The sequence below is a fragment of the Psychrobacter sp. FME13 genome (assembly GCF_014861395.1).
Classification (GTDB): domain Bacteria; phylum Pseudomonadota; class Gammaproteobacteria; order Pseudomonadales; family Moraxellaceae; genus Psychrobacter.
In genome coordinates this window covers 20189-33347 of the sequence record NZ_RRYV01000025.1, presented here as the reverse complement: position 1 = coordinate 33347, position 13159 = coordinate 20189, and the positions used below count along the sequence as shown (strand labels likewise).

The window sequence follows — 13159 nt, the reverse complement described above, 5'->3', positions numbered from 1 at the left end:
TGGTGCCCAATACTTTACCGATACTGACTGAGGCTATAATAGCTATGTCTCTAACACCGCAACCTCTCACCGTCATTAGCCGTATGATGTCTTCTATTTTAGAGTGACAGCCCTTATAAGTTAAGGCATGGTCACCAATGAATTGACGTTTGCAGTCCTTGCATTGGTAGTTCTGCTTGCCATAGCTTTTTATGCCGTTTTTCTTTAAACTGGGACTGTGACAGTCGGGGCAGCTGATATCTATTTGTGTCTTCATAACCTCAAATATATCATCTTGCTTTGGCTGTCACCCTCCTTTATTTCTTCAGCATACTTTCTGACACACCACCAAAATTTTATCTAGATGTCTTTGACAACCAATCTAGCATCTCTATGAAGTCAGTCGCGGAAATCTACGAAGTCTGGTGTTTTTTGACCATTAGAAACATCTTGATAGATGAGTTGGGCTTTAAGGAAGTATCTGCCAGTAAGCAAGCGTTAAAACTTAAAGACTTTTTTGAATATCAGCTCCAAGATGGCTTCGCTGGTGCATTTGAGTTTGAACGTAATGATGGTATTACAGCAAGGTTAGCACATGAACCACCATTTAATAAAACAACCAAAGATATTCGAACTTATTCAGTTAGCCAAAAACCTGATATCGTCTTAGAAGTTACTCTACCCAATAACAAACGCTTTATTTGGTTGTTCGATGCTAAATACCGTATCAAGACACTTAAAAGTCGCTATGATGATCCTGAACAAAACATTGATACTATGGATTTTGTACCGGATGATGCCATCAATCAAATGCACCGTTATCGTGATGCCTTGATTCGTATTGAACGAGATAAAAACTCTCTTAATGAAAAAGGTAGCAATAAAGAAACAGCCAAAACGCAAAAAAGCCGTCCGATATTTGGCGCATTTGCGCTATACCCAGGTTATTTCAACCAGTTAGATACTAAAAACCCTTATCTCAATTCCATTGACGAGGTCAGTATTGGTGCATTTGCACTATTGCCAAACGCCCTAAAAACGAATTCAAAAAGCAATGCTGGACATTACTGGCTATTAAGTTTTCTGCGCCAACAGCTTGGTAATGGCATCAACTCTCAATCTAATGATACACAATCAAGCACTATCGCGTTGACCAATAATACAATAAGAAACAATGAGGTGAACAGCAAGGCTGTCGCTTATCAAGCTAATAGCCATCAGGTTGATAAAGTTGCTAAACATAACCATCAACTCGAAGAGCGTTTGTATTTGCAAGAAGCAACACGTATACCATACTCAGGCATGGAGCAAATCCTCTATCCAGATTTGACCTTGACCATTGCACTAGCACCAAAAGCGGGACGTCATAAAGAGTATATAGATGGCTTCAAACACAGTACCGCTCAGTGGTATCACTTACCTCAAACTACATTTTTAGATAAATACAAACAACATATCGTCAATGAAATACGCTATTTAGCTATTGCTACGACCAATGACGCTCAACTAACGAGTAAACAAATAAGCAAATTATGGCCAATTGAAAGTGTTACTCTTGTCCCTAGAAGATCAATAACTGCTGAACAATCTGGTAAGAGCTCTAAAGATACGAAACCATACTACTTATTTAGACTAGGCAAGCCCCTAACTATAAGAGACACGGTTGATAATGTGCCCTTGCGTGATTTCAAAAACTCAATGAAGCTCACTACCCTAGAGCACTTACAACAAGCAGCCAGTTTTGATGAGCTACAGACAGTCTATCAACAAGCATTAATCTAACCAGCCTTAGACTTGCTTATAGACAGGCTATAACGACTCATACTATGTCTTTCAAAAATTTTAAATAAATAGCTCATTAACAATCTTTAGTAAAAAGCACCTTCCACGACTTATTTTCACTTGTTATCTTGCCTCGCGGCCCTTGTATTCTAAGAAAGTCTGCCCCACTGTGACCTATCGCCCGTAGTATTAACATCTGCTTTATATTGGATATTATGAAACACAACCTTAAGGTGAGCTCAGATGCTCGCCGAACTCAGTATTTTCAAGTATTTTTGATGGGTGTTAGTGCCTTTATCATGAATACTACAGAGTTTGTACCCGTCGCCTTATTAAGTGACATCGCCCAAGACTTCTCTATCACGACGGCAGAGACTGGCTGGATGCTGACATTGTATGCATGGATTGTCGCTGCTATGTCATTGCCGCTGATGCTACTAACCAGCCAGTTTGAACGCAAACGTTTGCTCTTGGGAATCTTTGCGGTATTTATCGCCAGTCATGCGCTATCAGTGTTTGCATGGAGCTTTGATGTGCTACTCATCAGCCGCGTTGGTATTGCCTTATCACATTCGATATTTTGGTCCATCACGGCGGCTATAGCCATACGCGTAGCACCTGAAGGCAAAAAAGCATTGGCGCTCAGTGTGCTGGCGACAGGCACTTCATTGGCGATGGTATTAGGTGTGCCTTTGGGGCGTTTAATCGGGCAATGGTTTGGGTGGCGTGCGACATTTGGCAGTATTGGTGTGGTCGCCTCAATCGTATTTATATTACAAGCGAGGCTCTTGCCTATCCTGCCCAGTATGTTTCAAGGTTCTTTTAGAAAAGTACCAGAATTACTCAAAAACCCATTATTGGTCTGTCTTTATCTCCTGATTCTGCTTGTCTTCACCGCTCACTATACCGCTTACTCTTATATCGAGCCATTCATGCGACAGGTCGGCGCAGTCAGTGAAAATGCAGCGACTTTCGTGTTACTTTTATTCGGTATCGCAGGGATTGTCGGTAGTGTTATATTCAGTCGTTGGGGCGATAAATTCAACACTAGGTTGATGCTGATATCTACTATATTGATGCTGGTATCGATGCTTGTTCTGTCGCTAGCGGTCACCTCGGTATGGGCGATCAGCTTGATTGCGATGCTCTGGGGCGCAGCACTAATGCTACTCATTATCTCTATGCAAGCCAAAGTGATTATGATCGATGTCAATGCACAAGACATGCTGATGTCGATGTTCTCAGGCATTATTAATTTAGGTATTGGTACAGGTGCGCTATTTGGTGGTTATGCGGTGATGCATATTTCACTATCTAGTGTCGGGTATGTCGGTGCGATTATCGCTGGTGTTGCCTTGCTATTACTGATTTTTATGATAAAACGCTTTTCTGAATTGAGCGAAAGACTCGGTTAACTGACTATTTTCAAAATAACGATGCGCCCTCATGCGTTATTTTATCCTTATATTTGGTAATAAAATGAACGACTGCTCAAAATAAACTTGAACGGTCGTTCATTTTTGTTTATAGTGGTTCTACAAAATATAGTTCACAGGCTGTTCAATCCGTTCAGATCAATACCTAAAACGCATAAGGATATTATAATGTTAAAGTTTTATTTTCACCAAACCCCTAACCCGATGAAAGTAGCACTCTATTTAATGGAGACAGGTCTACCATATGAGTTAGTCGCAGTGGATACGATGAAGGGTGAACAGCATACTCCTGAATACCGTGCTATCAACCCTAATGGTAAAACGCCAGCGATTGAAGACGATGGTAAGCGCGTCTTTGATTCGACTGCTATCCTGATGTACTTGGCCGAAAAAACAGGTCAACTAGCAGGCAAGCCTGAAGATCGTGGTGAAATGCTGTCATGGCTCATGTTTATAGCGACTGGTCTAGGACCTTTTTCTGGTCAATCAGTACACTTTAGTCATAAAGCACCAGAAAAAATTCCTTACGCTATCAATCGCTACCTTCGTGAAGCAGAGCGTCATTACGAAGTGCTAGACAAGCATATGGAAGGCCGTGAGTACTTGGTTGGTGATGACTACTCTATCGCTGATATTTCTGCATGGGGCTGGATTGATAAGGCGGCGTTTATATTAGGCGAGCCCGGTTTAGATAACTACCCTAACCTAAAGCGTTGGTTTACTAGCATCAATAACCGACCTGCAGTAGAGAAAGCGCGCAACATTGCCAAAGATATCGAATTTAAGTCTGAGTTTGATGAAGTCGCTGCCCGTGCTCTATATCCACAAAACTTCGCAAAAGACGCATAATCGCGCGAGGAGTTATAAAAATGACGGACCAATACGTACCACCAAAAGTCTGGACGCATGATGCAGAGAGTGGCGGCAGATGGGCCAGTGTCAATCGCCCCGTTTCAGGCGCTACTCATGAGCAAGCGCTACCAGTAGGTGAACATGACTTACAGCTTTACTCTATCGCCACGCCTAATGGCCAAAAAGTAACGATCATGTTAGAAGAGTTACTGGCACTGGGCAAAGCGGCAGAATATGATGCACATATGATCCAGATTGGTGAAGGTGACCAGTTCGGATCAGGGTTTGTAGATGTCAATCCCAACTCAAAAATTCCCGCTTTGGTCGATCGAAGTGGCGAAGATAATGAGTCTGTGTTTGAATCTGCCTCTATTTTGGTACATCTTGCTGAAAAATTTGGAGTACTATTACCTGAAAAAGGAAGCGCGCGGACCCAAGTGTTTAACTGGTTATTTTGGTTACACGGTTCTGCACCTTACTTAGGTGGTGGTTTCGGTCACTTTTATGCTTATGCGCCCGAAAAATTCGAATATGCGATCAATCGCTTTACCATGGAAACCAAGCGCCAATTAGATGTATTAGATAAGCAGTTGGCAAACAATGAGTTTCTCGCTGGTGATGAGTACAGTATTGCCGATATCGCGACTTGGCCATGGTACGGCAACTTGGTCGTGGGCACTCAATACGACGCACAAGAGTTTTTGCAGGTTGATGACTACCCTCATGTACAACGTTGGGCAAACGCTATTTTGGCAAGACCAGCCGTACAACGTGGTCGTATCGTCAACCGCACTTGGGGCGAAGCGTGGGAACAGTTAGCAAACCGCCATACTGCTCAAGATATCGATGATGTATTAGCATTAAAACCAGAGTAGACTTACCTACTAAATTTATTCTGACTAAAACATCCGTTTGAATACGGATAACACATAAAAACCAAGTGACATCATTATCAATGCAAACGATAATAGTGTTACTTGGTTTTCTGATTATTGTTTTCTGATAGTTTTAAAACATAGTCGGTGCAATATAGTTGGAATACAAGGAAGCCGAGTAAAAGTGCTACGAATAGTAGACTGAACGAGACTGCCACCGTATCCAATTTATAACGGATTGGCTATAACTGCTTTTAAGGTGAAAATGATGAGTGCACATGCCAAGTTTGACCGTGATGAGGTCATCGAAAAAGCCAAAGACCTGTACTGGGAAAAAGGCTATCACGCCACGTCTATGAGAAACCTACAAGACGTAGTCGATATGCGTCCTGGCAGCATTTATGCCGCTTTTGGCAATAAAGACAGCCTGTTTAAAGAGGCGTTAAATCGCTATGCTGAGCAAGGCGCTACAAACCTTGCCAATAGTATTGCACAAGAAAAAACCAAGCTTGAGGGTCTAAAACGCTTCATCCATAGCGTGACTGTCTGTAATAAAAGTACGTCTCCGAGTGGCATGTGCATGATTGTCAAAACAGTCAGTGAGCTAACGAAAAACGACAGCCCCGACCTGCTCGACCATGCGACAAGTATTTTGGAAAATGTCGAAGCCTCTTTTGTCAAAGTTTTTCAACAAGCCATTGATAATGGTGAGATTGATGCTAGTAAGGACGCCACTGAGCTGGGGCGCTATTTCCAAATTCAGATGATGGGCTTGAGAACCTATGCGCAAGTAACCGATGATAAACAAGCGGTCGAACAGTATATTGACAGAATGTTCGAGACGTTTTTGTAAAACTACTTTGTGATATTAGGACTCAAATCTTTTAACATTTAGCGCATCACTTTCGATAAGACCGTCTACCAGATTAATGGTACGATCACAGGATGCTGATAGACGTGGGTCATGAGTCACTAGCAATACCCCACAATCACGCTCACGGTTGACCTGACGAAACAGTTCAAACACCTCAGCAGCGGTTACCGTATCTAGATTGCCAGTCGGTTCATCCGCTAATAATAATGCAGGCTCAGTTATCAGTGCGCGAGCAATAGCCACTCGTTGCTGTTGACCACCTGAAAGCTCATTTGGCTTAGTGTCGGCAAACTTCTCCAAACCCACCGCCTCCAGTAACTCGCGTGCCTTCTGTATTGCAGAATGATTTGGGCGACCCTTGGTCAGCATTAATGGCATTAATATATTGTCCAACGCCGTAAATGCCTGAATAAGGTGATGAAACTGAAAGACAAAGCCAATACTATTACCTCGTAGTGCCGTACGACCAGCATCATCCATCTTGCTCGTCGGCTGCCCGAGCAGATACAGCTCACCACTAGTAGGCGTATCTAGCAAGCCAAGCACATTCAACAAGGTGCTTTTGCCAGAGCCCGAAGGCCCAATTAGCGCCGCAAAATCATCATTATCGATACGTAAATCGATACCATGTAGCACCTCAATCTCATTGGGCTGACCGATATTATAAGATTTTTTTAGTGCCTCTAAACGCAGCACTTCATGAGAGTTATTATTAGACATAACGAATAGCCACTACTGGATCCAATGCGGCAGCTCGGCGCGCTGGTATCGCCGCTGCCAATATACCGGTTAACGTCGCTAGCAACATAGCCAGCAAGACAAGCTCTATAGACACTGGAATATAAAACAAACTTGGGCCAAAAGTGTTAAATGCCCACACCAGCACATAACTCACCGCACTACCCAAAACAGACCCTAGCAAACCAAACACAGCGCCCTGAATCAAAAATATCCATAATATCTGCTGACGAGTGGCACCAGTTGCACGCAAAATCCCAATTTCTCGAGTACGCTGTACCACACTGACGGATAGTACGCTCGCAATGCCAAAGGCGACCGAAATACCCACAAACACAATAATCATATTGGTAGACAAGCTTTGCGCTGAAAGACCACTCATTAATTGGGCGTTGGTCTCGATCCAACTCTCTGCCTGTAACGATGTCAATCGCCCTACTTGTTCAGCGATATTGTCTGCCTCAAAAATATCTGCAACCGTCAAATCTATCACCGTAACGCCGCCTGGTAGGCTTAATAATGATTGTGCTTGTTTTAAATCTAAATAGACATAACGCGCGTCTAGCTCTCGAACACCCAATTCAAATATACCAGCCACATTTACCACAGTATTGTCCTGCTGACCTGTATCTAATCGCAGCTTGCTACCCACTTGCACACCGAGGTTTTTGGCAAGCTCGCTACCGATGAGCACATTATCAGCACCGATTCGCAGATCGCCACTGATTAGATACTCATCAAGCGGTATGATTTTTTGGTAACGCTCAAGCTCAGTACCGATCAATACCACCGACTCTAAGGCTTCTCCTCGCCGAACAAACGCAGGCCCTGATACCACAGGTGAAACTGCCGTCAAAAATGGCAGTTGATCAAGAGTATCGGTAATCTGCTGCCAGTTATTGATAGATCGTAACCGCTGAGGACGTTTGTCTTCTTGCACCAGCTGTACGGTACCCGCTGCTACTGGTGCCATTAAGTTGGTTTCATCTGGCGATACCAATTGAATGTGGGATTGACTACCAAGCGTGCTATCAATCAGATTGGTCTGTAAACCTTGAATCAAGGCTGTGATAAACACAATAACAGCCACACCAATGGCCACACCCACAGTGATCATCAGTGACTGTACCCGCCCTTCACGCAAAAAACTGAGCGCAATGACCGCGTTGATCCATAGTCGCCCAAAAAATATTTTCACGTTGTGGCCACCGATGCTTTATCGCTAGCCGCTGAGTCGTCATGGTTGTTCGAAGCCTTATCTTTAGAAGCATTGCTGTTTGAAGGATTGTTAGACGAATCGCTGCTAGTCAGATTGCTACTACTAACAAGCGGCATCTCTTTCGATTCCGTGCGTACTCGCTCACCATCGGCTAATGACGAGGTCGCATCAGCCAATACTTGATCGCCCTCACTTAATCCTTAAACCACTTCGGACATTGCCAAGCCGCGTAGCCCTAACGTTATTTTTTGACGCTGTACTTTACCATCACGTAGTAATCGTACTTGAGCTGTATCTTTTTGAATATTTGTTAAAGCATCATTCGGAATGACCAACGCTTGTGCGCGTCGACCTGTTTCGATATTCACAGAAACGGTCATGTCTTGCCGTAAGAACTCAGGCACTGGATCAACTGACAGTCTAACTTCAACCGTACCACGCTCAGAATCAATACTTGGCGCTATAAAATCAATACGGGTAGGAAAAGGCTGATCCGGATAAGCATCGGCAAGAGCGACTGCCTCTTGCTCTAATGCCAAACGTGATAAGTTGCGCTCATCAAGCGGCACATGAATTTCTGTATTGCCAGCAAGCGCGATGGTAAATAATGTTTTGCCTGGCTGTACCAAGTCACCTGGTTCGACATCACGTGTGAGTACCGTGCCAGCGACCTTGCTGCGTACTTCAGTCTTATCGAGCTGAGCTTGCAATACCGCGATACGCTCACGTATTAGCACTTCTTCAACACCGCCAGCGGCTAATGCCTTAACTCTTAGACGCGCAGCTTTTAGGTCGTTACCTGCTTGGCTTTGTGCCTGTTCTGCTTGCTCCAACTCTTCATCCGAGATGGCTGAAATCGCTGCCAACTCACGGCGACGTGCCACATCACGAGTCGCTTGTGCCAGCTGTACTTCAGCTTTGGATAGCTCTACCGCGGCCTGTGGGCGTCTACTGCTCACTAGCTCAGTCAGTTCGGCCTCTACTTGACGTACTTGTGCAGCCACATCATCCGAGCTGAGTAGCAATAATAAGTCCCCTTTTGCTACTTGATCACCTTCTTGTACCAAGCGCTCAAGCACCACTCCGCTCACCTCACTACCGATTTGCGTGCGTGATGTCGTCACGACACGTCCAGTTGCAACCACTGTTTGCACGAGCGGCATAGGGGTGATGGTATAGCTAGGTAATAGTGGGCCTCGCCATGTACGAAATACAACAAAACCAACTGCAACTATCAGCAGTAAGATCACAATCAAATACTTATAGTTGATAGCGCGCAATGAACTTCTCCGATTTTGATGAACAGCGTCTTATAATGAGGAATCAAGTATAAAATATTTTACGCCCAGCGGTAGCCTATTAAAGACAACCACAATGCAAATATAAAAATCATTGTACCAACAATATTAGTATTTATATAATATACCTTATAGATACTTTTATAAATAAAAGGCGTGCTATCACACTATTTTTAGCACTTAATTTTTAGTACTTATCCTGCTCATTCTTACTCAATAATTGTAGGCAACGCTGAATAACGGGGGCGTCTACCATTTGACCATCTATTTTAAATACAGCCTGTCCGCTACGCTCGTACTCCGTTACCACTTGCTGAGCAAATAACACTGCTTCATCTGTTGGTCGTAACGTTTGTTGCACAACCACCACCTGTTTAGGGTGAATACAAAGCATCCCTGACATACCCATCTGCGACCATAACTGTACTCGATCGCTCAGGCCTTCATCGTCATGAAAGTCAGGATAGACCGTATCGATCGGTGGTGCTAGCTGATGCACTTTAGAGGTCAGTACCAACTGATAGCGAATCTGATTGGCGACGATATCGGCGGCAGGGGTATCTACTTGTACTCGCAAATCATTGCACAAGTCCAAAAACCCATAACTAAACGCGGCTAATCCTGACATTTTGGCCATTGCATCGATCTGATACAGACCATGCGCGCTTTCTATTAGTGCGATTACAGGTAACCCAGTACCCTGATGGGCTTGCTCAATATCTAATGGGGTCTCACATTTTGCAAGCACAATCCCTGCAAGATTAGGCAGCTGTTGGCAAAGCTGAATATCTTGTATAAATGCATCACTGCCTGCTTTATTAATACGTAGCCAAACTGGCTGATAGTCAGCACTGTCATGATATTGTTGCAATGCTTTGCGAGCTTGTGCTTTATCTTCTGCTGCCACAGCATCTTCTAAATCGACGACAACCGCATCTGCACCGCTATTAAATGCTTTTACGACTCTATCAATGCGAGTTGCTGGCACGAATAGCCAAGTTTTATTTTGAAAAATTGTATTTATTTTATTATTAATCACTGAGTCCATGCGTCACTCCATTATATTGTCCAAATAGCTACTAGCATATTTATTATGCCACTATAGAGCTGATGCCCATTTAAAATTAGCCATTTATTAGTGCAAAACCAAGGTTACTTAGATATTTCATCACAAAACTAAATCAAAAAAAACCGCATAGAAACTAATCTTATGCGGTTCTTACTTGCAGTTTTTATATGCGGCTCTTATATTCGGTTGTTACTTGCGGTTTTTAACAGCAACTTTTTTTTAAGCTTATCTTCGATAGCTGACTGATTAAGCCAGCATACCGCCATCCACAACGATTGTTGCACCTGTGGTATAACTCGAAGCATCAGAGACTAAATACAATACCGTACCAGCCATTTCATCTGGGTCAGCCACACGCCCTAGAGGTATCGCATGTAATGCCATTTTTAACACGGTATCATTGGTGGTCAAAGCTGAGGCAAACTTAGTATCGGTTAATCCTGGTAAGAGCGCATTGACTCGAATGTTTAATGGGCCGCATTCTTTTGCAAAGGCTTTGGTCATACTGATGACGGCTGCTTTGGTAATTGAATAAATACCTTGCTTGTCACCTGCGACCAAACCGTTAACCGATGCGGTATTCAAGATCACCCCACCACCCTGCTCGCGCATCATTTTGCCAGCAGCAGTCGACATAAAGAAATAACCGCGAATATTTACTTCCACAGTCTTATCAAAAGCGGCTAAATCCGTATCTAAGATATGGCCGTAATAAGGATTTGCAGCGGCATTATTCACTAGGATATCGATTTGACCAAACTCGCTTTTGATATGCTCAAAAACAGCGTTAATCTGATCCATATCACCCACATGGCAAGCAAAGGCGCTGGCTTTATGACCCTCAGCAATGATGCTATCAGCTACTGCTTGACAGGCGTGAATCTTACGACTAGAGACAATCACATGCGCACCTCTTGAGGCAAGCAAACGTGCAATCGACTCACCAATACCACGGCTAGCACCAGTCACTAGAGCAATCTTACCAGTTAAATCAAATAAATCTTTCATCATCATTCCTTATGTTTTAAAAAACGGCTTGTATACGATTCAAGTGTGAAGTTCGGATTTTTATCTTTGATACGCATCACCTATTATGCAGAAACAATATGTATAAAAGATAAAATCTGTTTAGGTCTCAACTATTTAGGTTTAAACATAGGTAATCATTATGATATACCACAATGATTACCTACGCTCATAAGTAAATAACTCATGACTGACTATTAGGCCAACATACCACCATCTAAGGTAAAGGCATGACCGTTCATAAAGCTGCTCTCATCGCTAGCAAGCCATGCAATCGCATTAGAGATCTCATTGACATTTCCTAATCGGCGTAACGGGCTGGCTTTGATCGTTGCTTGCTGCGTACGCTCATCCATCGTTGCCATCGTATTGCGTACCATAGGGGTATCGATAAAGCTTGGGCATACCGCATTGAAACGGATATTGGCGCGGGCATATTCATGGGCAGCAGATTTAGTAAGACCCATCACCCCATGTTTGGCCGCACTATAAGCTGAAATCATCGGCGCTGAACGCAGACCTGCAATAGACGCCACATTGATCACATGACCACCACCATTAGGTAGCATACAATTGACGGCGGCACGCATACAATGCCAAACACCTTTTAAATTCACAGCGATATTGCGATCAAACTCTTCTTCACTCAGCTCATGCATTGGGGATGGCTTGTGATCGATACCAGCGTTGTTCACCACCACATCCAGACCGCCAAGCGTTTCTACTGCATAGTCGAACAGCGCACGCACTTCATCACCACAGGTCACGTCTACCTTTTTGAAGACGACACTATTGCCAGCGTCTTGGCCTTGTTTGGCAACCGCCTCTCCCATCTCTTCTGCCATATCACCGATCACGACTTGTGCGCCGCGACTGGCTAGTAATAACGCGCTTGCTGCGCCGATACCCGAGGCGCCGCCCGTGATTAAAATTCGTTTGCCCGCCACATCTGATGCAATTCCATTTGTATTCAGTGTCATGATCTATCCCTCTACCTTAAGTACCAGTTTGCCAAAATTTTCACCGTTAAAGAGCATCATTAGAGTATCAGGGAACGTCTCGATACCTTCAACGATATGGTCTTTCACTTTCATATCACCTGATTGAATCCAGCCAGCGATGTCTTTCATAGCGATTGGATATTCTTTAATATTATCAAAGACAACAATGCCTTCCATACGGGCACGGTTTACGAGTAATGACAAATAATTCGATGGGCCTTTTACTTCTGAGGTGTTGTTATACTGGCTAATCGCACCGCAAATAACGATACGCGCATGCAGATTAATCTGAGTCAGTACGTCATTTAGGATATCACCGCCTACATTGTCGAAATACACATCGACGCCGTCTGGACAAGTTTTCTTCAATGCTTTTTTGACATCTTCATTTTTGTAATCAATCGTCGCATCAAACCCAAGCTCATCGACTAAAAATTTGCATTTCTCAGCACCGCCTGCGATACCAACAACGCGGCAGCCTTTGATTTTGGCAATCTGACCGACCAAACTGCCAACCGCACCAGCAGCTCCTGATACCACTACTGTTTCGCCTGCTTTTGGCTGACCTGTTTTTAGCAGACCAAAATATCCTGTCATACCTGGCATACCGAGTACGCCCAAGTAATAAGGCAAAGGCGCCAGTTTTGGATCAACTTTATACAGATTGGCACCATCACTGACGGCATAGGACTGCACGCCATCGTGACCTGCGACATAGTCACCGACCGCAAATTTCTCATGCTTGCTTTCAATCACTTCGCCCACAGTACCAGCGCGCATGACGTCACCAACCTGTACCGGTGCGATATAAGATTTGGCATCGTTCAACCAACCACGCATCGCTGGATCGATAGAGATATATTCAACCTTGATCAGTAGCTGACCATCGGTAATCGTCGGTATTTTCGTCTCGGTATAGTCCCAAGTTTCAGCGCTTGGCGCGCCAACGGGTCTTGCTTTTAGTCGCCATTGTTTATTTATCATTGTCATGTCTCTTTCCTTAGAGTTGC

At 43.9% G+C, this 13159-nt stretch carries 12 protein-coding genes and 1 pseudogene; 5 read left to right on the top strand and 8 right to left on the bottom strand.

The features are described from left to right. The coding region (locus tag EI164_RS05425) for an IS1 family transposase (RefSeq protein WP_192518970.1) at positions 1 to 256 on the bottom strand (256 nt) is incomplete at its 3' end. Between the two features lie 116 nt (positions 257 to 372). Here EI164_RS05425 and EI164_RS05420 point away from each other — a divergent pair. The 5 genes from EI164_RS05420 (at position 373) to EI164_RS05400 (ending at position 5777) form a co-directional block, all read left to right on the top strand. Continuing rightward, positions 373 to 1761, top strand: a complete 1389-nt coding sequence (locus tag EI164_RS05420; RefSeq protein ID WP_192518969.1) for a nuclease domain-containing protein — start codon at positions 373 to 375, stop codon at positions 1759 to 1761. Positions 1762 to 1976: 215 nt separating this feature from the next. Beyond that, positions 1977 to 3176, top strand: a complete 1200-nt coding sequence (locus EI164_RS05415) for a sugar transporter (protein WP_192518968.1) — start codon at positions 1977 to 1979, stop codon at positions 3174 to 3176. Positions 3177 to 3365: 189 nt separating this feature from the next. Beyond that, entirely contained in the window at positions 3366 to 4046 is a 681-nt protein-coding gene (locus EI164_RS05410) for a glutathione S-transferase family protein (protein WP_192518967.1), read from the top strand. A gap of 20 nt (positions 4047 to 4066) precedes the next feature. Further along, entirely contained in the window at positions 4067 to 4924 is an 858-nt protein-coding gene (gene yghU, locus EI164_RS05405; RefSeq protein ID WP_192518966.1) for a glutathione-dependent disulfide-bond oxidoreductase, read from the top strand. Between the two features lie 268 nt (positions 4925 to 5192). Next, a complete protein-coding gene (locus EI164_RS05400) occupies positions 5193 to 5777 on the top strand; it encodes a TetR/AcrR family transcriptional regulator (protein ID WP_192518965.1) in 585 nt (194 codons plus the stop codon). Positions 5778 to 5792: 15 nt separating this feature from the next. On the opposite strand, the gene EI164_RS05395 is transcribed toward EI164_RS05400, so the two are convergent. The 7 genes and pseudogenes from EI164_RS05395 to EI164_RS05365 form a co-directional block, all read right to left on the bottom strand. Beyond that, complete coding sequence (locus EI164_RS05395) at positions 5793 to 6518, bottom strand: ABC transporter ATP-binding protein (RefSeq protein ID WP_192518964.1); 726 nt, start codon at positions 6516 to 6518, stop codon at positions 5793 to 5795. After that, the gene (locus tag EI164_RS05390) at positions 6511 to 7734 is read right to left on the bottom strand and encodes an ABC transporter permease (protein WP_192518963.1); all 1224 of its coding nucleotides are present in this window, start codon (positions 7732 to 7734) and stop codon (positions 6511 to 6513) included. Before EI164_RS05390 ends, EI164_RS05395 begins: the two co-directional genes overlap by 8 nt. After that, positions 7731 to 9035 (bottom strand): annotated as a pseudogene (locus EI164_RS05385) (efflux RND transporter periplasmic adaptor subunit). The gene EI164_RS05390 and the pseudogene EI164_RS05385 overlap by 4 nt, the downstream one beginning before the upstream one ends. A gap of 205 nt (positions 9036 to 9240) precedes the next feature. Continuing rightward, positions 9241 to 10101, bottom strand: a complete 861-nt coding sequence (locus EI164_RS05380) for an HpcH/HpaI aldolase/citrate lyase family protein (protein WP_192518962.1) — start codon at positions 10099 to 10101, stop codon at positions 9241 to 9243. A gap of 267 nt (positions 10102 to 10368) precedes the next feature. After that, entirely contained in the window at positions 10369 to 11133 is a 765-nt protein-coding gene (locus EI164_RS05375) for an SDR family oxidoreductase (protein ID WP_225739127.1), read from the bottom strand. Positions 11134 to 11345: 212 nt separating this feature from the next. After that, complete coding sequence (locus EI164_RS05370; RefSeq protein ID WP_192518960.1) at positions 11346 to 12128, bottom strand: SDR family NAD(P)-dependent oxidoreductase; 783 nt, start codon at positions 12126 to 12128, stop codon at positions 11346 to 11348. Positions 12129 to 12131: 3 nt separating this feature from the next. Beyond that, positions 12132 to 13139, bottom strand: coding sequence for an NADP-dependent oxidoreductase (locus EI164_RS05365; RefSeq protein WP_225739126.1), 1008 nt, complete (start codon positions 13137 to 13139; stop codon positions 12132 to 12134). Positions 13140 to 13159 lie beyond the last annotated feature (20 nt).

Excerpts from the sequence above, each read along its gene's own strand:
- EI164_RS05420 (WP_192518969.1), top strand. The coding sequence starts at position 373 with ATGAAGTCAGTCGCGGAAATCTACGAAGTCTGGTGTTTTTTGACCATT.
- EI164_RS05415 (WP_192518968.1), top strand. The coding sequence starts at position 1,977 with ATGAAACACAACCTTAAGGTGAGCTCAGATGCTCGCCGAACTCAGTAT.
- EI164_RS05410 (WP_192518967.1), top strand. The coding sequence starts at position 3,366 with ATGTTAAAGTTTTATTTTCACCAAACCCCTAACCCGATGAAAGTAGCA.
- yghU (WP_192518966.1), top strand. The coding sequence starts at position 4,067 with ATGACGGACCAATACGTACCACCAAAAGTCTGGACGCATGATGCAGAG.
- EI164_RS05400 (WP_192518965.1), top strand. The coding sequence starts at position 5,193 with ATGAGTGCACATGCCAAGTTTGACCGTGATGAGGTCATCGAAAAAGCC.
- EI164_RS05395 (WP_192518964.1), bottom strand. The coding sequence starts at position 6,518 with ATGTCTAATAATAACTCTCATGAAGTGCTGCGTTTAGAGGCACTAAAA.
- EI164_RS05380 (WP_192518962.1), bottom strand. The coding sequence starts at position 10,101 with ATGGACTCAGTGATTAATAATAAAATAAATACAATTTTTCAAAATAAA.
- EI164_RS05375 (WP_225739127.1), bottom strand. The coding sequence starts at position 11,133 with ATGATGAAAGATTTATTTGATTTAACTGGTAAGATTGCTCTAGTGACT.
- EI164_RS05370 (WP_192518960.1), bottom strand. The coding sequence starts at position 12,128 with ATGACACTGAATACAAATGGAATTGCATCAGATGTGGCGGGCAAACGA.
- EI164_RS05365 (WP_225739126.1), bottom strand. The coding sequence starts at position 13,139 with ATGACAATGATAAATAAACAATGGCGACTAAAAGCAAGACCCGTTGGC.